This is a genomic window from Corynebacterium suranareeae (assembly GCF_002355155.1).
Classification (GTDB): Bacteria; Actinomycetota; Actinomycetes; order Mycobacteriales; family Mycobacteriaceae; genus Corynebacterium; species Corynebacterium suranareeae.
In genome coordinates, this window is the sequence record NZ_AP017369.1 from 1009787 (window position 1) to 1032055 (window position 22269).

At 52.1% G+C, this 22269-nt stretch carries 20 protein-coding genes and 1 riboswitch; of the genes, 9 read left to right on the forward strand and 11 right to left on the reverse strand.

The window, feature by feature from the left end:
* Position 1 precedes the first annotated feature (1 nt).
* Together N24_RS04815 and N24_RS04820 are read right to left on the reverse strand one after the other, a co-directional pair.
* Positions 2-1675, reverse strand: a complete 1674-nt coding sequence (locus N24_RS04815; RefSeq protein WP_096454818.1) for a DNA repair helicase XPB — start codon at positions 1673-1675, stop codon at positions 2-4.
* Positions 1676-1724: 49 nt separating this feature from the next.
* A complete protein-coding gene (locus tag N24_RS04820) occupies positions 1725-3926 on the reverse strand; it encodes a helicase-associated domain-containing protein (protein WP_096454820.1) in 2202 nt (733 codons plus the stop codon).
* 65 nt (positions 3927-3991) lie between these two features.
* On the opposite strand from N24_RS04820, the gene N24_RS04825 reads away from it, so the two are divergent.
* Entirely contained in the window at positions 3992-4183 is a 192-nt protein-coding gene (locus N24_RS04825) for a hypothetical protein (protein ID WP_096454822.1), read from the forward strand.
* Between the two features lie 369 nt (positions 4184-4552).
* Here N24_RS04825 and rpf1 read toward each other — a convergent pair whose 3' ends face one another.
* The gene (gene rpf1 / locus N24_RS04830; protein WP_096454824.1) at positions 4553-5131 is read right to left on the reverse strand and encodes a resuscitation-promoting factor Rpf1; all 579 of its coding nucleotides are present in this window, start codon (positions 5129-5131) and stop codon (positions 4553-4555) included.
* Between the two features lie 5 nt (positions 5132-5136).
* A riboswitch (cyclic di-AMP (ydaO/yuaA leader) is annotated at positions 5137-5272 on the reverse strand.
* A gap of 412 nt (positions 5273-5684) precedes the next feature.
* On the opposite strand from rpf1, the gene N24_RS04835 reads away from it, so the two are divergent.
* Positions 5685-6068 carry a cold-shock protein gene (locus N24_RS04835; RefSeq protein WP_096454826.1) on the forward strand — a complete coding sequence of 128 codons (384 nt, stop codon included), beginning with the start codon at positions 5685-5687 and terminating at the stop codon, positions 6066-6068.
* Positions 6069-6123: 55 nt separating this feature from the next.
* Here the strand turns inward: N24_RS04835 and N24_RS04840 are convergent, their stop codons facing one another.
* The 3 genes from N24_RS04840 to N24_RS04850 are packed head-to-tail and all read right to left on the reverse strand — an operon-like array spanning position 6124 to position 8180.
* The gene (locus N24_RS04840) at positions 6124-6663 is read right to left on the reverse strand and encodes a DUF2771 domain-containing protein (RefSeq protein ID WP_096454828.1); all 540 of its coding nucleotides are present in this window, start codon (positions 6661-6663) and stop codon (positions 6124-6126) included.
* 11 nt (positions 6664-6674) lie between these two features.
* On the reverse strand, positions 6675-7451 hold the full coding sequence (locus tag N24_RS04845) for a glutaminyl-peptide cyclotransferase (RefSeq protein WP_096454831.1): 777 nt from the start codon (positions 7449-7451) through the stop codon (positions 6675-6677).
* A 27-nt stretch (positions 7452-7478) separates the two neighbouring features.
* Positions 7479-8180: an aminotransferase class IV gene (locus tag N24_RS04850; protein WP_167382031.1), complete on the reverse strand. Its 702-nt coding sequence runs from the start codon at positions 8178-8180 to the stop codon at positions 7479-7481.
* 334 nt (positions 8181-8514) lie between these two features.
* Between N24_RS04850 and N24_RS04855 the strand changes: the two genes are divergently transcribed.
* Both N24_RS04855 and N24_RS04860 read left to right on the forward strand, forming a co-directional pair.
* Positions 8515-9975 (forward strand): NCS2 family permease, encoded by a 1461-nt coding sequence (locus N24_RS04855; RefSeq protein WP_167382032.1) that lies wholly within the window; start codon positions 8515-8517, stop codon positions 9973-9975.
* On the forward strand, positions 9975-10805 hold the full coding sequence (locus N24_RS04860) for a TrmH family RNA methyltransferase (protein ID WP_096454833.1): 831 nt from the start codon (positions 9975-9977) through the stop codon (positions 10803-10805). Before N24_RS04855 ends, N24_RS04860 begins: the two co-directional genes overlap by 1 nt.
* A gap of 2 nt (positions 10806-10807) precedes the next feature.
* Here the strand turns inward: N24_RS04860 and N24_RS04865 are convergent, their stop codons facing one another.
* The 3 genes from N24_RS04865 to serC form a co-directional block, all read right to left on the reverse strand.
* Positions 10808-11686, reverse strand: coding sequence for a DUF6928 family protein (locus tag N24_RS04865; RefSeq protein ID WP_096454835.1), 879 nt, complete (start codon positions 11684-11686; stop codon positions 10808-10810).
* A gap of 9 nt (positions 11687-11695) precedes the next feature.
* Positions 11696-12640, reverse strand: a complete 945-nt coding sequence (gene sepH, locus N24_RS04870) for a septation protein SepH (protein WP_096454837.1) — start codon at positions 12638-12640, stop codon at positions 11696-11698.
* A gap of 97 nt (positions 12641-12737) precedes the next feature.
* Entirely contained in the window at positions 12738-13868 is a 1131-nt protein-coding gene (gene serC / locus N24_RS04875) for a phosphoserine transaminase (RefSeq protein WP_096454839.1), read from the reverse strand.
* A 728-nt stretch (positions 13869-14596) separates the two neighbouring features.
* Here serC and N24_RS04880 point away from each other — a divergent pair.
* Entirely contained in the window at positions 14597-15910 is a 1314-nt protein-coding gene (locus N24_RS04880; RefSeq protein ID WP_096454841.1) for a citrate synthase, read from the forward strand.
* A gap of 125 nt (positions 15911-16035) precedes the next feature.
* The gene (fkpA, locus tag N24_RS04885; protein WP_074508305.1) at positions 16036-16392 is read left to right on the forward strand and encodes an FKBP-type peptidyl-prolyl cis-trans isomerase FkpA; all 357 of its coding nucleotides are present in this window, start codon (positions 16036-16038) and stop codon (positions 16390-16392) included.
* Here the strand turns inward: fkpA and N24_RS04890 are convergent.
* Positions 16389-17834, reverse strand: coding sequence for a carboxyl transferase domain-containing protein (locus N24_RS04890; protein ID WP_167382033.1), 1446 nt, complete (start codon positions 17832-17834; stop codon positions 16389-16391). The two genes, fkpA and N24_RS04890, sit on opposite strands and share 4 nt — an antisense overlap.
* Before the next feature lie 526 nt (positions 17835-18360).
* On the opposite strand from N24_RS04890, the gene N24_RS04895 reads away from it, so the two are divergent.
* From N24_RS04895 to N24_RS04905, 3 genes are all read left to right on the forward strand, one after another.
* Entirely contained in the window at positions 18361-18702 is a 342-nt protein-coding gene (locus tag N24_RS04895; RefSeq protein WP_167382034.1) for a DUF485 domain-containing protein, read from the forward strand.
* 3 nt (positions 18703-18705) lie between these two features.
* The gene (locus tag N24_RS04900; RefSeq protein WP_096454847.1) at positions 18706-20355 is read left to right on the forward strand and encodes a solute symporter family protein; all 1650 of its coding nucleotides are present in this window, start codon (positions 18706-18708) and stop codon (positions 20353-20355) included.
* A gap of 118 nt (positions 20356-20473) precedes the next feature.
* Positions 20474-21250 (forward strand): hypothetical protein, encoded by a 777-nt coding sequence (locus N24_RS04905; RefSeq protein ID WP_096459747.1) that lies wholly within the window; start codon positions 20474-20476, stop codon positions 21248-21250.
* Here the strand turns inward: N24_RS04905 and N24_RS04910 are convergent.
* Complete coding sequence (locus N24_RS04910; RefSeq protein WP_167382035.1) at positions 21247-22074, reverse strand: DUF1906 domain-containing protein; 828 nt, start codon at positions 22072-22074, stop codon at positions 21247-21249. The two genes, N24_RS04905 and N24_RS04910, sit on opposite strands and share 4 nt — an antisense overlap.
* Positions 22075-22269 lie beyond the last annotated feature (195 nt).

Below are 22269 nucleotides of genomic sequence, written 5' to 3' on the forward strand. Positions count from 1 at the left end.
GTTATATCTCTTTCTTGGGTAGTGGGAAGAGGAGGTCATCTGCATCCATGATGCGGTATGCGTAGCCTTGTTCAGCGAGGAAGCGTTGGCGGTGTGCTGCGTATTCGGTATCGAGGGTGTCTCGGCTGACTACGGAGTAGAAGTGGGCTTCGCTGCCGTCGTGTTTTGGTCGCAATAGTCGGCCGAGGCGTTGGGCTTCTTCTTGTCGGCTGCCGAATGTTCCAGAGACCTGAATGGCTACTGATGCTTCGGGTAAGTCGATGGAAAAGTTTGCCACTTTGGAGACAACCAATACGGAAAGTTCACCGGCACGGAATTGGTCGAAGAGGGCTTCGCGTTTCTTGTTGGAGGTTTTGCCATCGATAACGGGTGCGTTGAATTCTTTTCCGAGTTCTTCTAGTTGATCGAGGTAGGCACCGATGATCAGCGTTGGTTTGCCTTCGTGTTGTTCTAGTATTTTGCGTACCACTGCCACTTTGGTGTGAGCAGAGGCCGCTAGACGGTAACGATCGCTTGCCTCAGCAGTGGCATACACCATCCGTTCCGCATCGGTCATGGTGGAGCGGATTTCCACGCAGTCAGCGGTGGCGATGAACCCTTGGGATTCAAGGTCTTTCCAGGGGGCGTCGTATCGCTTGGGGCCGATCAGACTGAAGACATCGCCTTCGCGTCCGTCTTCGCGCACAAGGGTTGCGGTTAGTCCGAGGCGTCGGCGTGATTGTAGATCTGAGGTCATGCGGAATACGGGTGCGGGAAGTAGGTGTACTTCGTCGTAGATGATTAAGCCCCAGTCTCTGGAGTCAAAAAGTTCTAGGGCTTTGTATTCGCCTTTGGTTCGTCTGGTGACCACTTGGTAGGTGGCGATGGTGACAGGTCGGATTTCTTTGCGTTCGCCGGAGTATTCCCCGATTTCTTCTTCGGTTAGGGTGGTGCGGCGCAGCAGTTCGTCTTTCCATTGGCGTCCTGCAACGGTGTTGGTGACAAGAATAAGAGTGGTTGCTTGGGCACGCGCCATTGATGCGGCACCTACCATGGTTTTTCCTGCACCGCAGGGCAGAACCACGACGCCGGATCCGCCTTCCCAGAAGGAATCAGCAGCCATTTGTTGGTAGTCACGCAAAGACCACTGCTCAACATCAGTTGAGAGTGCGATGGGGTGGGATTCACCATCAACATAGCCTGCTAGGTCTTCAGCAGGCCACCCAACTTTAAGTAGTTCTTGTTTCAGCCGTCCACGCTCTGAGGGGTGCACCACGATGGTTTCAGGATCAACTTGCGCACCCAGCATGGGTTTGATTTTCTTATGCCTAGAAATTTCCACCAAAATTGCTGGCTCAGAGGATTCTAGGATCAACCCATGGGCGGGATGCTTGTGCAGGCGCACGCGACCGTACCGAGACATCGTTTCTGCAATGTCAATAAGTAGTGCTTGGGGTACGGGGAAGCGGGAATAGCGTTCCAGCATGTCCACTACTTGCTCGGCGTCGTGTCCGGCGGCGCGTGCATTCCACAAAGCAAGTGGGGTGATGCGGTAGGTGTGAATATGCTCAGGTGCACGCTCGAGCTCTGCAAAAGGTGCTAGAGCTATGCGTGCTTCGCCTGCCAACGGGTGATCAATTTCTAGCAGGACTGTTTTATCGGATTGGACGATTAATGGTCCATCGCCAAAAGCCACGAAATACTTCTCCTAACGAGGTATAAACGTCCATTATGTCACCATTTTGCTAGTTATCCACTATTACTTCAGTGATTCTGTGCAACATGAAACGATGCACCGCACCTGTGGCTTCATCCACAGCGTCCACTTGCCCGGCGTTGACGGTCAAAGGTTTCACGATGCGGTGCACGGCCACGCCTTGCTTATCGACGAACCCCAGCGTCACCGTTTTCTGCCCCCTCACCGCTGCTTGCAGCACAGCAAGAGTGGGCTGGGTGGAGACAGTACCTTTCGAGGCTGAGTTTTCGCGTCGAATAGCTTTGACCGCCGCCGCAATGCGGCCTTCATCTAACGCTGGTACCGGTGGCCCAGGAATATAGACCGGCACGCGGGCAGGGGAGGGGGCGATGTTTAAGCTCGCGCCTTCGCCATCTTCTGCGACTGGCTGAAAACCGGCATTGCGCAACAGCGTGATTACTTTAAGAAGTGGTGCTTGCGCAATGGCCACGGTCGGAGCGATCTGCCGCAAGGCCACATCAGCACCCGCTTCCACAGCAGAGTGCAATAGCGCGGGATCGTCACTGCGGATATAACACAGTGCAGGACCACCGCGGAGAGTGCCATGTTTGCGGGCAATATCACTGAGTAAGTATCCGACCGATTGCGGCAGCTCAGTCATCGAGTGATCTTTGAGGAACTCAAGGATTTCAGGTGTTGTTAAGCCAACGTCTAAAGCATGACGGATGGATTTTTCACTCAGCCGGTACACCGACGCCAAACCGGGGGATTCCAAGGTAGCAATAGAATCCATCATTTTTTGCATTGTTGGGGTTAAAGGACCAGGAACCATGATGGTGAAATCGCCCTGCACATGGAAAGTCTCCACTGGAGTTGGAGCAGAAATCACATCTTCGGGCTGGGCACCCTCAACTAAAGCCCTGCCGGGAGCAGTCACGCCATCGGCATACGCGCCGATCCATTTGGCTTCCTCAATCAGATGCGTGATTGTTTCCGGTTTCATCCGACTTGCGGCGAGTGGATAATGAAACGCTAAATCTGCATGCAAATCTTCAGGAGTAACACGGGTTAGCGAGGCCATTATCTTTGCACGCGTGTCTTCTAACCCATCAATATTGTTCGAATAGCTAAGCAAGTGGATTGGTTTATCCTTTTCATCGGCTTCACCCACCAGCCACGCAGCCCACGTTTGTTCCCACCAACCGGTCATTAACGTTGCAAGCTGCTGATTAAGATCGGCGTCTAACCACTCATCGGCCAACTCAGTGGGCGCTAAATAGTCACCGCCGTTATCGTCAGCAGGCAAAGGATCAGGAACACCTATTCTTAGCAATCTGGCATCGGTGCCTAAACACACGAGGCGAAAGAGTTCAGTGTCATCAAACCCGAGTTCTTTTTTCAACCGAGACACAACGCGCACACCCACGCCACTGGACTTCAGGGTGGGGGCGGGAACGAGGCTGAGGGCGTCGATAAGCAATCTCATATGCCGCACAACCTCCAGCCCGGCTGCAAGGCCGGCGTCATCCGACCCCGGTACCGCAGACGGCGTGACTTCCTTGACCTGGGCAGGCAGCTGCTCCCGGCCCTCAATAATGTGGCGCACCATCGCAGGAAGCCGCACCGTCTGCTCATCGACGCGGGCCAGCAACCCAGCAGCAAGCAATTGCGGAACCGGCCGCGTCGGATCGGCATTCGGCCCCGCATCGCGCGTCAGACCGAAGCCACCCGACGCCGCCAGCGTGTCTAAAAGTTTCCGGTGCCTCTCAGAAAGCTTTTCGACGCTTTCCCTCACCTCCTTTTCACTTTGCCCACGATCACCCACCTCGGGAAGCAAACGCCAAAAAGCAGGTAACGCAGCCATCGTTTCCTGAGCAATCATCACCTGCTCATCACCGAAAAGTAGCGCGTAATTTTTCAACGTAATTATTGCTGCATCAATTTGGGCTTCTGAAGGTGCATCGTCTTTTAACGTCGCGCGCAAATACTCCACCACTTCGGGGGCAGAAACCGGGTGGAGCTCACCACCGATATTCGCAGCAGCCTCCAACACCGCAAGTTCTAGCGCATTGAGCTTCAATACGGCACGCACAGCCGACGCTCTTAACTGCAAACGCGCAGCCAGAGAGCCCAAATTAGGCGGAAGAGGAAGGACAGCATCAGGTCGATTTCTTAGGATTACGGATAACTGATCATCACTTTGAGTATCCAGCCAACCCTTAAGGGTGGGGACGGGGGAGTCTTTTTTCATGATGTTGTTAAGTTTAAGCCCTGTTGAGGTGACTTTTGTTCTAAGAGTTTGAAAGAATGTAAGACATGGCAAACGTAGAGAAGAAGCACTTCGTTGATCCGGCATGGCCGGAGCACGACCCAGCTGACGGACATGTAGTTACTGAACTTATCTCCAAGGTCGCAGGCGCATCCAGCCCATGGGGCGATGATATGGAATTCCCAGTCCCTGCAGAAGAGACCGGATACGTTCATCCTTACACCCGGATCAACCGCTAAGGAAGATCCTAAAAAAGAGGCAGCACCCTTTTGGGCACTGCCTCTTTTTGTCGCTGTTTTAAGGGGTCGAAGGCTCCAGAATGACTCTTTGTGCAAAGCGGAACTGTTTGGGCGCTTGAGGGCGATTTTAGAGGGGCTACGTTTTGAGGCCACAGCGGCAGATGTGATTCCTGAAAGCTTCCAGGGCAAGGATTCACCACAAACAGGCCGCGCGCTATGTAAATCGGTCAAAAACTTGCATTGAACCCTTTCTATTTGATGAATCCCCACCACAAATTGAAAAAATCCTTTAGTTTGTGGTGAATATTTGCATGCACCAAAAAAGGGGAGAGAACCTTTTAGGTTCTCTCCCCTTTAAAAAGGAAGCATTTAGCCAACGAAGGAGTTGTAGTAAGCCTCAACTTCTGCTGGAACAGTGATGCCGTACTGAGCAAGAGCTCCGGTTACGGTGCCATAGGTGGACTTGATGGTGTTGAGATCGGTGGAGCCAACTGCAACGTTGTTATCTGCAGGAGCCTTGTATTCGGCCACAGGAGCAGATGTGGACTCTGGGGTGGAGGTGGTGGCAGAAACGTTGCGCTGGGTTGGTGCTGAGTTCAGACCGAGGGATGCAGAGCAAGCAGGCCACGCGCCCCAACCCTGGCCAGCCAAGGTGCGCTCTGCAACAGCGATCTGCTGCTCACGGGTTGCCTGGTATGCGTATGGGGCGAATTCCTGTCCACCGTATGCAGCCCAAGTGCTAGCGGAGAACTGCAGTCCACCGTGGTAGCCGTTACCGGTGTTGATAGCCCAGTTGCCACCGGACTCACACTGCGCCAGACGGTCCCAGTCGGAATCAGGTGCAGCTGATGCGGTTGGAGCCATGATGGTTGCAGCAGCACCGAAAGCGATGGTGGATGCAGCAAGCTTGGTAAACGCAGAGCTAGTCTTAGCGGAGTGACGTCCCATGAAAAGTTTCCTCTCATCTGTCGCCGTCGAGGTTAGCTGTCGGGTTAGAGCGGAGGAGTTGCTCTGCCGGTGGATGTCCGGCTTCACCCCAAGGAGTTGGCCTCCGTGCCCTTCTTTGTGAAAAGATGGCGGGTGGTTTCCCCGTCCCTGTCTGCAATATGTCCCGCATAAATGCGGGAGTTTGTGGTTTAAAGTTCTAATGCACCTAGGTTTTAGTTCAGCCTCCGACCCCAGACAGGGTTTGGCGATGAGCCGGATTATGGATGAACCGTTGCGGTGCCTGGGGTACACGGTATCCGGAAGGTCACGATTGTGTCACGTTATTTACGGAATCTATATCAATTCCAGTAGGTGAATACCCTGAATCTGCAGGTCACACCAACCGAATTGGCGGGTGTGAAATATGTTACATTTCGGAATATTTCGGCATTTGATGTAACTCTTCGCGAAGTTTTGGACGCGATGCCTGCGGTGTATAATAGTTTCTTCTGGTTAAAAACCGCTGATCAATTTGAATCAGTAAATGAAATACGAACGAAAGTGGTGAGGACAAGTGCCTGTCGGAACAGTGAAGTGGTACGACGCGGAGCGTGGTTTCGGCTTTGTCTCCAATCCAGGTGGGGAAGATTGCTTCGTCGGTAAGCAAGTTCTACCCAAGGGAGTTACCGAATTGCATAAGGGACAGCGGATCGATTTTGATTTCGCTGCAGGCCGTAAGGGCCCTCAAGCACTTCGTGTAAAGATTCTTGAAACTCCACGCAGGCGTCCACAACACAAATACAAGCCAGAAGAGCTCAACGGAATGATCTCTGACCTCATCACGCTCCTTGAAAGCAGTGTGCAACCAGGCCTTGCCAATGGGCAATACCCGGAACACAAGGCTGGAGCACAGGTGGCAGAAATCCTTCGCGTTGTTGCTAAAGAGCTAGATTCTTAAAACATTTAAGGAGAGGATCCATATTCGGATCCTCTCCTTAAATGCTTATATGAAGTTACTGGCTGTCTGCTTCTGCCATTGTAGATAGCGACCAGGTGACCGTATAAGGGCTTTCCTCACCATTTTCATCCTGACCGATCATCACGGCAGAAACCTCGACCACAACAAGACGTGGGCGCTCGCCACCTTCCTCAGTTGGATCTACCGACCCAGGAACGGTGGCTTCTGTTGTTTCATAGCTGGTGTGATAAAATTCGTCGTTGGCTGCAGGATCATCGTAGATGGTGAGCAAGTACCAATCGTGGTCATGGATTGCTTCCGGAATAACAAGGTGTAGTTCTTCATCCGCACCGACCTCAAGCGTTGGTACTTCTTGTTCCTCACACTCCACGCCAGGCTCACACATGCTGAAGGGGAAAACTTCAATTTCACCAGCTGGTGAGGAAGCAGTAATGGAGATATCTTGCGGAAGCGGCTCCGGACGGTTATTCCACCATTGTTGGAACACCACAGACACAATCACCACCAAAATCACCGCAATGATGAGACTGAGAATCTGGATGAGGTTTTTACGCTTGGTCTTCCGGCTTGCCATGAGTCTTGATTCTAGCCAGCAGGAACGAATCTGACCTCATAGAGGTCAGGCCAACGCTTGCCAGTGATATAAAAACGATCTGTATCAGGGATGTGTGCAATGCCGTTGAGCACATTGTTTACATCGGGCGTGGCGTTATTTGGGATATTTGAGGCATCTATCACTGCGGTGACTTCGCCAGTGTCTGGGTCGATACGCATGATGTCAGTGCTTAGGAAAATATTGGCGTACACCTCACCGTTGACGCATTCCAATTCATTCAAATTCTCAACTGGCGAGCCGTCAAGGGTGACTTCAAGTGAATTGGTTTCTGCAAAAGAATCTGGGTCTCTAAAGGTAAGGAAGGAACCACCATCAGTGGTGATCAAGGAATTTTGCGTGGAGCATATTCCCCAACCCTCCCCGTCATAAGAAACCCGATCGATTTCTTCTAAGGTGTGCGCATCGCGTTTGAACGCCACACCTTCATTCCAAGTCAACTGCCACACCACATCACCTGATTTGGTGATGCCTTCACCGAAGAACTCAGGAGCTAGTTCTTGAGATACGGATTCCGTGCCATCAATGGAGCTGCGATAGATCCGAGAACCGCCGTATTGGCCAGTTCCTACGATCAGCTCCTCACCATCTAATTCCAGCCCTTGGGTAAAAGAGGTGGAGTCAAAAGAATAGGTGGAAATAATTTCGGGAACTAAGTATTCGACTTCCGTAGCTGAATCGTCCTTTGGGGCCGCACAGGATGTTAAAGGAAGACTAGATAAAACGGCGAGCGCTGCAAACTTTTTCACAGGTTCGACAATAACAGTCTTGGGTGTCTACACCTGCTGTGCTGTTTTCCACAGGTAGTCGTTGACTTCAGAAAAAGTAGGAACGAACGCAGCGACAGGGCGCACCTCAGGAACGAGGAATTTCGAACCGTACTCGATCCAGGCGTGTACCTGGCGGATACCGGCTAGAGAATCGACTAACCAGACCTCTGAAGACCGCAGATCGTTGATATTAAAACCTTGTTCGCGGGGCTTTGCATGACAACCTTGCGCCTGGAGGTATTGGATAATCAAAGGCTCTAGTACAGAAGGCAGCGATCGCGGGTGTGTGGAGTGAAATACGGTGTCACCTTTGATCGCCAAAAGGGAAGCGTTGATAGCCATGATCACCTGGCCGGACTCGTCGACAAGCAATCCCTCATCGGCGCCTTGGCGGCGACTGCTTGCGGTGGCCGTGTTTTGCCACGCCTTATCTAAGCCCTTAATTTCTGGATGCCGGCGCTCATCGCGGTGACCGTGGGCGTCAATGGTGACCAGAGAATTAAGATTTCGGGGCGGTCGCAATTCCACGTTGTAATGATTGCTCTCAACCGTGATTGAAGCCTGAACCTTACCGGGGGTTTCGCGCAGCTGTGAAACAATACGATCTAAAAACTGTGAGGTTGCAGGGGCTGCAGACATGAGGCGTTCGATGTGGCCTTGGAGGTTGCGGACATGGCCGTCCATCATGAGGAAACTTGTGGTCACCACAGTGTGTAGCTAGACCTTCCGAAATCAAAATAGCTTGAGTTTATGCATGTAATTCGAGGTTATCACTCCACTAATAAAACTGCGGATTCTATGTGTCCACCCCTTGCGTTAAAGTGTGGTCGTAGAAGAAATTAATTTAGGCCACTGAGGTGGAAAATTAATGGGTTCGTCACTTTTAAGCGGTGAACTTGCTCCATCTGGTAGGCAGGTGGAAAAATTCTGTTGCGCTAAAGGTTTCAGCTAAAAGCGTAACTCTTTGCTAGTGGAACCAGCTGAGTTTTCCACGAGTTTTTCAGCTTTCTCACAACTTGAATAGAAATTAAGGTATCCGGCTATGACGTCAGGGAATTCAACGAAAACTAGGGGAACCCTAGACCGATATTTCAAAATCTCGGAGCGAGGATCCACCATCGGAACTGAGGTCCGAGCAGGTGTGGTCACCTTCTTCGCGATGGCCTACATTATTATCCTCAACCCATTGATCCTCGGTACCACCCCTGACGTTGAGGGAAATACCCTAGGAATCCCACAGGTTGCGGCAGCAACCGCTCTTGCTGCAGGTGTTATGACCATTGCGTTTGGTCTCATTGCGCGCTATCCCTTCGGTATCGCCGCAGGCCTTGGCCTAAACACCATGGTTGCAGTCACATTGGTATCTGGTGAAGGTCTCACCTGGCCAGAAGCAATGGGACTGGTTGTTCTGGACGGTATCGTCATTGTCATTTTGGCTGTGTCGGGCTTCCGTGTTGCAGTGTTCCGCGCCATTCCTGCATCAATGAAAGCGGCAATCAGCGTTGGCATTGGTTTGTTCATCGCCATGATTGGCTTGGTGGATGCAGGCTTTGTGCGCAGAATTCCAGATGCCGCAGGCACCACCGTTCCTGTCACCTTAGGCATTGATGGATCGATTGCGTCATGGCCTACATTTGTGTTCGTAGTTGGTGTGCTGCTGTGCGGAGTTTTGGTTGTCCGCAGGGTTCGCGGTGGACTGTTCTTGGGCATTTTAGGCACCACCATTTTGGCGATCATCGCAGAAGCTCTCTTTGATTCCGGTGCTTCTTTTGAAGATGGTGAAGCAAATGCTGAAGGCTGGTCTCTGGCTGTTCCAGGCCTACCTGATTCCTTCGGTGGTGTTCCTGACCTGTCCATCGTCGGTGCGGTTGATTTGATTGGCGCGTTTAGCCGTATCGGTGTTGTTGCTGCCACCTTGCTAGTGTTCACCCTGGTGCTGGCTAACTTCTTCGATGCCATGGGCACAATGACTGCACTTGGCAAGCAGGGCAACCTGGTAGATGAAGAGGGCAATCTTCCAGACATAAAAAAGGCATTGGTCATTGAAGGCACCGGTGCCATTGTTGGTGGTGCTTTCTCGGCTTCCTCCAACACCGTATTCGCGGATTCTTCTGCAGGTGTGGCTGACGGTGCACGAACGGGTCTGGCAAACGTTGTTACTGGTTCACTTTTTATTGCCGCGATGTTCCTTACTCCGCTGTATGAAATCGTTCCGATCGAAGCAGCAGCACCAGTTCTCGTTGTCGTCGGCGCGATGATGATGGGACAGGTCACCGAAATTGATTTCTCCAAGTTCTACATCGCATTCCCTGCATTCCTCACCATCGTGATCATGCCATTTACCTATTCCATCGCAAATGGCATCGGCGTTGGATTTATCATGTATGCCATCATGGCTGCTGCAGCAGGAAAAGCTAAGCAGGTGCACTGGTTGATGTGGCTTGTGGCTACCCTCTTTGTTATCTTCTTCGCCATTGATCCCATCATGGGGGCGATTAGCTAGTGATCGCACGCACGCTGATTTCTGATCCCGCTGACCCACGCCTCGACGATGTCCGAGACCTCAACCATTCTGACTCCAGGCCAGACCTTCCAGGAGGTAAAGGCCTCGTTGTTGCAGAAGGACCTTTGGTTGTGGGGCGCCTTTTAGAATCACGATTCCCAGTGCGTGCAATCGTAGGATTCAAAAACAAACTTGATTCCTTCTTTGCAACCATCGATCCGGCGTTGGTAGAAGACATTGCGGTGTATGAAGTCACCCGGGACGTACTTGCAGAAGTAGCAGGCTTTGACATGCACCGTGGGCTTTTAGCTACCGCGGACCGCGTGGAAGAAACCCCAGTGAGCCAGGTGCTGGAAAACGCCCGCACAGTGGTTGTACTTGAAGGCGTGGGGGACCATGAAAATATTGGATCAATGTTCCGTAATGCTGCTGGGATGGGCGTAGACGCCATCCTTTTCGGCAACGGGTGCGCAGATCCTTTGTATAGGCGAGTGGTTCGTGTTTCTATGGGAAACGTGCTGCGTTTGCCCTTTGCCCACCTCGAAGGCACATATACCACCTGGCAGCGCAGCCTTGATCAGCTTAAAGAGGCCGGTTTTTACCTCGTGTCGCTCACTCCAGATCCAGGCGCAGAGCACCTCGAAGATGCCCTGGCAGGAAAAGAAAAAGTAGCGTTGCTCGTTGGTGCAGAAGGACCAGGTCTTACCGAGCATGCGATGCGAGCAACTGATGTTCGCGCTCGCATCCCCATGGCTCCTGGAACAGATAGCTTAAACCTAGCTACCTCCGCTGCCATTGCGTTTTATGAAAGGGATCGTTCCCAACGATAAAACTATCGTTCGCGGTCGGTGTGGCGGAGTTTTTCTGCCATCGTGTCCTTGAACTCGCGGCTAGCTTTCCACAAAGACTTACCTAGTTTCTGTGCAGAGCTGGCCGCTTTTTTAGCTTTCGAGGTCACGTTTTTTGAGACCACTCGATCCGGCGCCTCGTATTCTTCGTAGTCGTCATAAAAAGAAGACTCACGCAAACCAAGCTTTTCGACGGCCGCCCGCGTCACTTCCTCGGAGCTTAACTGGCGGGGCGCTGCGATGCGTGGCTCGGGGCGCCCATCGATGGCGTACGCCACCACGTTGATGTCTGGGGAGGTAGAGGCGTCGAATCCGAGCCAGGCGCGTTGTGCCTCGTTGACTAACTCGATGGGATTAAAAGGCAATGACAATGCGGTTTTTCGGGTACCTTTTTTACCTGCCCAAAATGGTGCTTCAAAGCCACCGGGGATACCGTCATCTTCAAAAATGCGTTCTTCAAAGGCAATAAAGGATCGTTTGACGTCGCCTTTGAAAATGTGGGCAAATCCGCCAAGCGTGGTTTCTTCATTGACTGCGAAGATGTAAATATCTGTGGCAGGCACGCTGCGCAGCAATCGGGGGCTCAATTTGGACAGGGATGTGACATCTTCCAGAACGGTTTGGATGACGGTGATGCCGGGAAAACCCGCGATATAAAACTCATTGGCGCTGGCTGGCACGGAGCGATTGAGGTCGAATTGCCCGATTGGTGTAATGGGCCAGGACGGGTTGAGTTGCGCCAGGAGTTTTCTGCCATAACCACGATCCGCTCGAGGCTCCGAGCGGATGATGGATTGGGGATCGGATGCATTAACAAACCAGAGGGTAACGATCGCTGCGTTTTCTCCCAATTGACTTGGCATCAGTATTTCCTATTTCTTCGGGCGCTTTGTATTGGCGCGAACTCCTAAAAGGACATCTTCCCAATGAGGCGTGACTGCTTTTCGACGCCTATTTCGTGGACCTTCAGCTTCATTATCCGGTGCGCTGTCATTGCTGAGCTCAGGGACTGCGTCTAGGTTAGAATCTTCAGCATTTTTAGGTTCCTCAACGCTGTCGAAAACATCAGTCTCATCGTCATAAGACTCTTGATTAGAGTTGACCGACGTTAAAGTGCGCACTGGCTGAATGAATTCAGGATCAATCAAATCAGCTGCAACCGGAGTACGAGGATCGGCCGTCGGGTTGCTGGTGTTGTGCATATTCAGCGTCCACTCGGCGTAGTTATCGCTCAAGCCCGCTTTCCAATCCACGCGGACAATCCACTGGTTGGTTGCATCTTTGTATGCATCCCACGTGGAGGCCGTGAGGTCATGGCCACGGGTGGCAAAAGCGGTGGCAAGAATTTCCCACAGTGTCAGCTTTGCAGGCCCGTTTTCCCGAATGGGGTGGGATTGCTTTGCTAGTTCTGCGATTCTGGCACGTTCAAGCAACACAGGGTGGGCATAAGGCTCAATGCGTGCTTCGGTTACACCGTTTTCTTCTGCGAGTTCTTCAATTGATGCGCCTGAACGTATCCGGATCTGAATCTCGCGGGGTGACATGGTTAAAGGAGCACTGATTCGAGAATCAAGTTCTTTTTCCTCGCGGGGCTCTTCTATTGCGGTGACGGTGGTTACTGGCTCGAGCGGAGCTGGAGCAGCTTCTACCGTGGTGTCAGGTTCTACATCGGCGTCTACTGGCCTATGACCTGCAAGAATGGCGTGGAGTTCATCAGTAACAGCAATGAAAAATTCCTCAGCGCCATCCTCTTCGGAGGTCTTGAAAACCAAGGATGATTCGGTGGAATCACCGCTGACCAGGAATATTTCCCGCATGTTGACTCCTTCTAACTGGGTAAGTGATCACCCAAGCTTAACCAAAAAACACTCCGTACTGGTGTAACTGTACGGAGTGTTTTTCAAAGTGGGGATATTACTTCTTAGCAAAACCACCATCAAGGATGTAATCGATAGCTCCGGTGAGCTTTTCAACATCGGTGGAGTCGATCGCTGGGAACATACCGATGCGCAGCTGGTTACGGCCAAGCTTGCGGTATGGCTCAGTGTCTAGGATGCCGTTTGCGCGCAGGATCTTAGCGATAACAGCAGCGTCGATGGAGTCATCGAAATCGATGGTTCCCACAACTAGGGAACGCTTAGCGGCGTCAGCAACATAAGGGGATGCCTCCTCGCGAGCCTCTGCCCAGTTGTACAGTGCAGTTGAGCTAGCAGTGGTGCGGGCAACCATTCCATCAAGGCCACCGTTGGAGTTCATCCACTTGACCTGGTTGTCCAGCATCAGCAAGGTTGCAACAGCTGGGGTGTTGTAGGTCTGGTTCTTCAGGGAGTTATCAACTGCAGTTTGCAGGTTCAAGAACTCTGGAATGAAGCGGTCAGATGCATTGATCTTTTCAATGCGCTCTAGAGCTGCTGGGCTCATTGCAGCAAGCCACAGGCCACCATCGGAAGCGAAGCACTTCTGAGGGGAGAAGTAGTAAACATCAGCGTTGTTGATATCTACTGGCAGTCCACCAGCGCCAGAAGTAGCGTCGATTGCAACCAGGGAACCTTCGGATCCCTCTGGGCGAAGCACTGGAACCATCGCACCAGTGGAGGTTTCGTTGTGAGCCCAGGCAATAACGTCAGCACCTTCAAATGCTTGTGGTGCTGGAGCGTCGCTGGTCTCGGCGGTAACGATCTCTGGCTCATCTAGCCAAGGGGCAAGCTTGGATGCCTTGGCGAACTTGGAGGAGAACTCACCGAAGGACAGGTGACCGGACTTCTTTTCAATAAGTCCAAAGGTTGCTGCGTCCCAGAATGCGGTTGCTCCACCCAGGGAGAGAATGATCTCGTAGCCTTCAGGGAGGGAGAAGAGATCGGAGAGGCCTTCGCGGATTGATCCCACGACGTTTTTTACTGCCGGCTGACGGTGTGAGGTGCCGATGACGGAAGTAGATCCGTCGACAATGGCCTGGATCTGCTCTGGGCGGACCTTGGAAGGTCCACAGCCAAAGCGGCCGTCGCCAGGAATGAATTCAGAGGGCAGGGTGGGGAAGTCGGTCATGTCTTCAGACAACTTTCTGCGCTTGGAAGGCTTGGAAGGCTTGGAAGTAAAAAGCGCCAGGGATCATTAATGGCCTGACCCAACAACTATAACCCCGAACCTTAAAGTTCCAATCACTACAAACCCTTTGTATTCGTCACCTCATAGATGCGCGAAGGGGGTGGGTGGAGATGAAAATAGTTGACCAATCACCAATATGGGGGTGGTTTAAAGTTTTGCAAAGTTTTCACTTTCACCGTTGTTAATATCGCCTGAGGTTGCATTATGTAGTGGGCATTTACCTGGGAAACACTACGGCAACCCCCTTGCTGTCGCCTGCATCACAAACTTTGCTAAACTGTGCACTGCTCCACTAAATGTGGAATTTTTAATGCCTTAAAGTCCAGCATTTTCACCCTCTGTTGGGGTTGATTACTGCACTTGAAGGTCGAGAACTAAATAGCAGCACATCGGCACAATCGAACGGAGTTCCCTCAGGCGTGACCGCATCTACTGATTACGGTAGCTGTGGGTGGTCGGGGAATGATGTAACCAACGTGATTGTGGGGGAAATGGCTCTCACTTCGGATATGGCTAAACTGCATTTATCGGTATAGCGTGTTAACCGGAACTGATTGGGAAAGAAATGTGTCGAGTAACAAAAACTGACATGCGCTAGGCGCATCCCAGTTGGTAAGAATAAAACGGGACTTCTTCCGTAATCCGGGAGAGTTTTTTTCCGAACAAATATTTTTGAAAGGGATATCGTGGCTACTGATAACAACAAGGCTGTCCTGCACTACCCCGGTGGCGAGTTCGAAATGGACATCATCGAGGCTTCTGAGGGTAGCAACGGTGTTGTCCTGGGTAAGATGCTGTCCGAAACCGGACTGATCACTTTTGACCCAGGCTATGTGAGCACCGGCTCTACCGAGTCGAAGATCACCTACATCGATGGAGATGCAGGAATCCTGCGTTACCGCGGCTATGACATCGCTGATTTGGCTGAGAAGGCCACCTTCAACGAGGTTTCTTACCTCCTTATTAACGGTGAGCTACCTACCCCAGACGAGCTTCACAAGTTTAATGATGAGATTCGCCACCACACCCTTTTGGACGAGGACTTCAAGTCTCAGTTCAACGTGTTCCCACGCGACGCTCACCCAATGGCAACCCTGGCATCCTCAGTGAACATCTTGTCCACCTACTACCAGGATCAGCTGAACCCACTTGATGAGGCACAGCTTGATAAGGCAACCGTTCGCCTCATGGCTAAGGTGCCAATGCTGGCTGCGTACGCACACCGCGCACGCAAGGGTGCTCCATACATGTACCCAGACAACTCCCTCAACGCGCGTGAGAACTTCCTGCGCATGATGTTCGGTTACCCAACCGAGCCATACGAGATTGACCCAATTATGGTCAAGGCTCTGGACAAGCTGCTTATCCTGCACGCTGACCACGAGCAGAACTGCTCCACCTCTACCGTTCGTATGATTGGTTCCGCACAGGCCAACATGTTTGTCTCCATCGCTGGTGGCATCAACGCACTGTCCGGCCCACTGCACGGTGGTGCAAACCAGGCTGTTCTTGAAATGCTTGAAGATATCAAGAACAACCACGACGGTGACGCAACCGAGTTCATGAACAAGGTCAAGAACAAGGAAGACGGCGTCCGCCTCATGGGCTTCGGACACCGCGTGTACAAGAACTACGACCCACGTGCAGCTATCGTCAAGGAAACCGCACACGAGATCCTTGAGCACCTCGGTGGCGACGATCTTCTGGATCTGGCAATCAAGCTGGAAGAGATCGCTTTGGCTGATGATTACTTCATCTCCCGTAAGCTCTACCCGAACGTCGACTTCTACACCGGCCTGATCTACCGCGCCATGGGCTTCCCAACCGACTTCTTCACCGTATTGTTCGCAATCGGTCGTCTCCCAGGCTGGATCGCTCACTACCGCGAGCAGCTTGGTGCTCCAGGTGCGAAGATCAACCGCCCACGCCAGGTCTACACCGGCAACGCATCCCGCAAGTTTGTTCCACGCGAGGAGCGCTAGTTTTTAACGCCTGATCGGTATTCAACTTCGGCTGAAGCCATTTCGTCTGCCATAATGACAGAGATGGTTTCAGCCGTTTTTGTGTGAAACCAAAAAATACGATTTTCAAGGAGCATGTACAGCACATGGAAAAGCCACAGATTGAGCTACAGGTCGGTCCAGCACCGGAAGATCTCGTCATCTCTGACATCATCGTTGGCGAAGGCGCAGAAGCTCGCCCAGGTGGAGAAGTTGAAGTTCACTACGTGGGCGTTGACTTTGAAACCGGAGAAGAGTTTGACTCGTCTTGGGATCGTGGACAGACCAGCCAATTCCCGCTGAACGGCCTCATCGCGGGCTGGCAAGAGGGAATCCCAGGAATGAAGGTTGGCGGTCGTCGTCAGCTGACCATTCCACCAGAGGCTGCTTATGGCCCTGAAGGATCCGGACACCCACTGTCTGGCCGTACCTTGGTGTTTATCATCGATTTGATCAGCGCTTAATCACTTTTCGCTGAAGCTAGACGCTCAAAGCGACTGTGTCGTCCCGCCCTTTCTGGATTGTTTTTCAATTCGGAAAGGGCGTTGCTGATTGTCCCCAGTACTTCTTCGATGAAGGTGTCGGTTTCGCAGATGATGCCGTCGATAAGCCCTTGTTTTAAAAGCGCATGCGCGCCTACGCCTTGGCGCTCAAGGATGTCCTCGACATGATCAGTGTTGCCATAAAGAATCGCCGATGCGCCTTCAGGTGGCAGCGCGCTAAGCCATGCGCTTTCTGTCGCATAGGTCAGGTCGGTGGGCAGCAGCGCCAGCGCACCGCCACCAACTCCTGGGCCAAGGATGACTGACACGGTGGGGGAGGGGGCGTCGATAAGCTTGGACATGGTGCGCGCAATGGAGCTTGCTATACCTCCCTCCTCAGCCGCCTGCGACAATTCCGCGCCGGCGGTATCAATGATGGTGACGATCGGCAGCTTAAGCTCGCGCGCAAGCGAGATGCCGCGCCGGGCAAAACGCAGGTCCGCTGGGCCAACAGCATAGCGCCGATCCTGGCCAATCAGCACCACGGCCCTGCCGCCAATGCGTGCCAGGGCAACGCGCACAGCCGGGCTTACGGCGCCTGCACGGGCACCAGAGAGCTTTACGACGTCTTCCCCCAACGTTTCTACAATCTCCCCGATTCCAGGCCTCTGAGGGTCGCGTGAACGCGCTATCGCATCCATAACCGGTACTTCCACCCCCGGCGCCGTGGGAGAAAAGCGATCCACTTCTTCAGCGGGCTGTAAAATTTTCAAGGCTTTAGACACCACTGTGCGAAGCTGTGTTGGAGCCACCACACCATCAATGACACCGTTATCCACCAGATTCTCAGCTTGTTGCACCTCACGCGGGAGTGATATTCCGGTAGTGAGTTCTACGACTTTGGGGCCAAGAAAACCAATCTGCGCGCCGGGCTCTGCGAATGTGAGATGACCAGCAGAGCCCACCGTGACCATGGCTCCGCCCATCGTGGGATTTCTTAAATACACCAAGAAGGGTAAATGGGCATTCTTATGGCGCTGGATGCTGGCGGTAATAGAAGCCATCATGACGAAAGTTCGGTTGTCTTCTTGCATTCTGGCGCCACCTGAAGCAGTAGAGACGAGCAAAGGCAACTTATTTTCAGTTGCGCGATGGATTGCTTTGATGATGCGTGTTGATGCCACAGCTCCCAAAGATCCACCCAGAAATGAAAAATCAGACACAATCACAGCCACCGGAATGCCATCTATGTGACCTTCTCCCGTGACTATTGCTTCATCACACTCTGATTGTGCACGAGCACGCTCAAGGGTGTGCACATAGCTTTGATCAATATCGTTATAGTGCGGTGGTTCATCCCAAGACATGAAGCTATCTGAGTCTAAGACAGATTCAATCAAAGTGTGTGCGAAAGTGTGTGCCATGACCCACACCATAGTCTGAAAAGGTGTGGGTGTTGTGCGGAATGGGGGAGGGGGAAGACTCATACTTTTGAGTGAATCTCTCATCATAATTTAGGCGATCGATTGCATAAAGGTGAGGTTGTGCAAACTGCATGCAAAGGAAGTGGTTGGTTAAAAACGAGCCAAAACGCCGGTCTGTGAAGCCCGTTAACTATTGCATTGCATCATTAGCAAACTTTGCAAATGGGGTAGGGGGGCTTAAAAAGGGGGTAGATCGGGAACTTTTATAAATGCAGGCCACAGTGTGTTTTTGGGTAATTTCCCAACATTTGGGGGGAGTGAGTTTTCTGAATCGCTATCGCATTGCAATGTGAGTTAGGTAACTTCACATTCACACGTTTAGCTGTGATCGGCAACATACTTCGCGGCCGTCGGCGAGATGTGAAGAGAAATTTTCAATTGCTTTATTAGAAGCCGGCATTGCTTTAAGTAATCGTCGATCACCGACTCCCCACTCGAGGGATATGAAAGCGAGATGAATTTTTAAATGAGCTCCAGTCCAGTCATGAAGGAGCGTCGACAGCCGACGCCCCAAGAATTCCGCGAAATGCAGAGCAGCCCGGAGTTTAAAGAACTCCGCAGCAAGTTCCGCTCTTTTGCATTCCCAATGAGTATCGCCTTCTTCGTGTGGTACATCGTCTACGTGCTCGTAGCTACCTTTGCCTCCGATTGGATGGGCACCCCACTAGTGGGCAATATCAACATCGGTGTGTTCTTCGGACTTGCACAGTTCGTGACCACCTTTGCAATTACGTACATCTATATCGTCTTTGCGAACAAAAACCTTGAGCCTCGTCAGGCTGCTATTCGCGAGAAGATGGAAGGATAATTCATGAATTCCACAATCGTGTTGGCCCAAGAAGACACTGGCAACCCAATTCTTAATATTTCCGTTTTCGTGGTGTTCATCGTTGTCACCATGACCGTGGTTATGCGTGCAGGTAAAACCACCAAGGAGGCATCCGACTTCTACACCGGTGGTGCCTCATTCTCCGGTACTCAAAATGGTCTCGCAATTGCAGGTGACTACCTCTCTGCAGCATCCTTCCTGGGTATTGTTGGCGCTATTGCGCTGAACGGTTACGACGGATTCCTTTACTCCATCGGATTCTTCGTTGCCTGGCTTGTAGCTCTGCTGCTTGTTGCAGAACCACTGCGTAACGTTGGTCGATTCACCATGGCGGACGTGTTGTCCTTCCGCCTGCGCCAGAAGCCAGTTCGCGTTGCGGCTGCTTTCGGCACCTTGTTCGTGTCCTTGTTCTACCTGATCGCTCAGATGGCTGGTGCAGGTTCACTTGTCTCCGTGCTTCTGGATATCCATGAGTTCCACTGGCAGGCAGTTGTCATTGGCGTCGTCGGTGTCGTCATGATTGCTTACGTCTTGCTCGGTGGCATGAAGGGCACTACCTACGTTCAGATGATTAAGGCCTGCCTCTTGGTTGGTGGTGTGTTGATCATGACCATCTGGACCTTCGTTGCAGTCAAGGGTGGCGTTGGCACCCTGCTAGAAGATGCCGTTGCTATGCACGCATCCTCCGAGCGTGCAGCAACCCTGGGCTATGAAGCAACCGCAATTCTTGAGCCAGGTCTGCAGTACGGTGCAACCGTAACCAAGCAGCTGGACTTCGTTTCCCTGGGTCTTGCACTTGTTCTTGGTACCGCTGGTCTGCCACACGTTCTCATGCGCTTCTACACCGTTCCTACCGCTACGGAAGCACGTAAGTCCGTTACTTGGGCAATTATCCTCATCGGTTCCTTCTACCTGATGACCCTGATCCTGGGCTACGGTGCTGCAGCACTTGTTGGACCAGACCGCATCGTCAATGCGCCTGGTGCAGCTAACGCAGCAGCTCCTCTGCTTGCACTTGAGCTTGGTGGCTCCATCTTCATGGCATTGATCTCTGCAGTTGCTTTCGCAACAGTGCTGGCTGTGGTTGCAGGTCTGGCAATTACCGCTTCTGCCGCAGTTGGTCACGATATCTACGACGCCGTTCTTCGTGATGGAAAGTCCTCTGAAGAAGAGCAGGTTCGAGTCTCACGTATCACTATCGTTGTGATCGGTGTGCTCTCCATCGTCTTGGGTATTCTCGCGATGTCCCAGAACGTTGCCTTCCTCGTGGCACTGGCATTCGCAATCGCAGCGTCTGCAAACCTGCCTTGTATCCTGTACTCCCTGTACTGGAAGAAGTTCAACACCACTGGTGCTGTAGCCGCAATCTACACCGGCCTTGTCTCCGCACTGGTACTGATCGTCTTCTCCCCAGCAGTCTCCGGTACCCCAACCTCGATGGTTCCTTCTGACGGTGGCGGATGGGATATCTTCCCACTGTCCAACCCAGGTATCATCTCCATCCCACTAGCCTTCATCGCTGGTTGGATCGGCACCATGGTTGGCAAGCCAGACAACTTGGATGATCTCCAGGCTGAAATGGAAGTTCGCTCCCTCACCGGTGTCGGTGTTGAAGGTGCTGTTGAGCACTAGAGTCAACCTCATTTAACTAACGAAACCGCCTATTCCTGTACTCGGGAATAGGCGGTTTCGTCATGCAGTACTATTGATCGACGTGTCAAGAACTTCTAAAGTGCACCCAGCATGGCGGGTGTCTACTATCTTGTTAACCGGGGTAGTAATCATTGGCGGAATTTTTGGTCTCACCCAAGGGGAAGACACGAAACCTTCCGAATCTCAGCCGCAGGTGAGCTCTGAGGCCAGCAGCGTTTCAACCTCTGCGGCTGCGCAAGCAATAGAAGACAGTCCGTTCGCCGAATTTATTGAAAACTCCACAGGCTCCCAAATCACGTTTGTGAGCCTGAAGGATGATTTTCGTACGGGAACCTCAACCGAGCGTTTTGCTCGTCCTGCATTGAGCTTAGGAAAGCTCTACATCGCGGAGTACGTGCTGGAACGCGGCACGGAAAATGAGAAGGCGTTGGCACTCGAGATGATTAGAAGTTCATCTGATGTGTCAGCGGAAATTTTGTACGACACGTATCCCGATTCCATTGAAGCGATCGCAGATGAATTTGGTTTGCTTTCCACCAGGGGTGATGAGCATTGGGGATACTCGGTGACATCTACTTATGATTTGGTGAAGTTTTTAAGCACGCTGATCATCGAGCAACCAGAATCGCCGATTCTAGAAGCGATGAGAAATGCCAATGAATTTGCAGTTGATGGTTATCCGCAGGACTGGGGGACTGCGGTGCTTCCCGGCGCGGAAGGATCTAAGTGGGGTTGGTCAGATGATCGGCTTCTGCATTCATCAATAACTTTTGGTGAAGATTACGTTGTTGCAGCAGCAGTAACAGGGACAAAAGAAGACCTCACGCAGTTGGTAGAAAACCAACTAAGTGAGGTCATAAGCCGGAATAATTAGCTAGACATTGTTCCCAGCGCTTTGATTATTTGATTGATTGTCTCTGCGTTAAGTCCAGTGTTGGAGTTGGAGGAGATGACTGCATCGACTTCATTTCCTGGAGTCCACTGGCCCCAGTCGTTGGCATAGACATTGTTCATATCAATGCCAACGCCGTCGAGTTTGTCTTTATCGATGCGGATTTGGTGAATGGTGGTGCGTGGGTGGATCTGTCCGTTGGAGCCCCAGTTGTGCATCCAGAAGAATTCACCAAGGCCGTCGGCAATCGCCCAATCGATGACGTTGTAGTTGCCATAGATGCCTAGTTGGTAGCCCGCAGTAGATAGTGCAACCTTGAATGCTTGCAGGTATGGGCGGATCTGGTTGGTGTATTCGGTGCGGGTGGGGTTGTCGTCGATTGCTACGTAGATGGGGCGGTTTTTTGGTCCACCGGCAGCCACGTGCAGTGCGATTGCTTGGGGAGCGTGCGTTGCTGCGCCTGCTGCACCATTTTTCCAGTCCGCTGTGTCGGCTTTTCCGTATTGATACACCGACGCTGTTTTTAGTCCGTTTTGGGCAAAGGCCCGTGTTTCTTGCAGCGTGACGGGTTTGCCGACCATCCAGGATTCGGTGCCTGGGCGACGTTGGGACACGTAGCGAACGGCGCCAAGATGTCCGGCATTTTTGATTGATGCTGCGCTGGGGACTCCTGCTGCGTAGTCGATTACGGTACCAAGGACTGGTCCAAGTGCATGTGCTTTAGGCATAAACATGCTGGCTGTGCCGATGGTGGCAAGTCCTGCAGCGGCTTTTAAAAAGCCTCGTCTATTAAGGTGCAAGTCCATTGTTCTCCCAAAATTATAGGTTTAAATCCCACCAGTAACAGTGGTTAACAATAACAACACTCTTCTTAAAGGGCTAGGGCGACATTTTTCGCCCGTGTTCACCGTTGCCATTTTGTGATGTTGCTCACGGGCGATGGTTTGTTTCCTGCAAAAACAAGAATTTGCCAGATAAACATGAGGGTTTAGTCATCTATT

Bases quoted from the DNA above. Each gene is read 5' to 3' on its own strand.
- sepH (WP_096454837.1), bottom strand. From the start codon at position 12,640: ATGCGGGAAATATTCCTGGTCAGCGGTGATTCCACCGAATCATCCTTG.
- N24_RS04890 (WP_167382033.1), bottom strand. From the start codon at position 17,834: ATGGCACACACTTTCGCACACACTTTGATTGAATCTGTCTTAGACTCA.
- N24_RS04840 (WP_096454828.1), bottom strand. From the start codon at position 6,663: ATGGCAAGCCGGAAGACCAAGCGTAAAAACCTCATCCAGATTCTCAGT.
- serC (WP_096454839.1), bottom strand. From the start codon at position 13,868: ATGACCGACTTCCCCACCCTGCCCTCTGAATTCATTCCTGGCGACGGC.
- N24_RS04900 (WP_096454847.1), top strand. From the start codon at position 18,706: ATGAATTCCACAATCGTGTTGGCCCAAGAAGACACTGGCAACCCAATT.
- N24_RS04910 (WP_167382035.1), bottom strand. From the start codon at position 22,074: ATGGACTTGCACCTTAATAGACGAGGCTTTTTAAAAGCCGCTGCAGGA.
- N24_RS04865 (WP_096454835.1), bottom strand. From the start codon at position 11,686: ATGCCAAGTCAATTGGGAGAAAACGCAGCGATCGTTACCCTCTGGTTT.
- N24_RS04825 (WP_096454822.1), top strand. From the start codon at position 3,992: ATGGCAAACGTAGAGAAGAAGCACTTCGTTGATCCGGCATGGCCGGAG.
- N24_RS04820 (WP_096454820.1), bottom strand. From the start codon at position 3,926: ATGAAAAAAGACTCCCCCGTCCCCACCCTTAAGGGTTGGCTGGATACT.
- N24_RS04855 (WP_167382032.1), top strand. From the start codon at position 8,515: ATGACGTCAGGGAATTCAACGAAAACTAGGGGAACCCTAGACCGATAT.
- fkpA (WP_074508305.1), top strand. From the start codon at position 16,036: ATGGAAAAGCCACAGATTGAGCTACAGGTCGGTCCAGCACCGGAAGAT.
- rpf1 (WP_096454824.1), bottom strand. From the start codon at position 5,131: ATGGGACGTCACTCCGCTAAGACTAGCTCTGCGTTTACCAAGCTTGCT.
- N24_RS04895 (WP_167382034.1), top strand. From the start codon at position 18,361: ATGAGCTCCAGTCCAGTCATGAAGGAGCGTCGACAGCCGACGCCCCAA.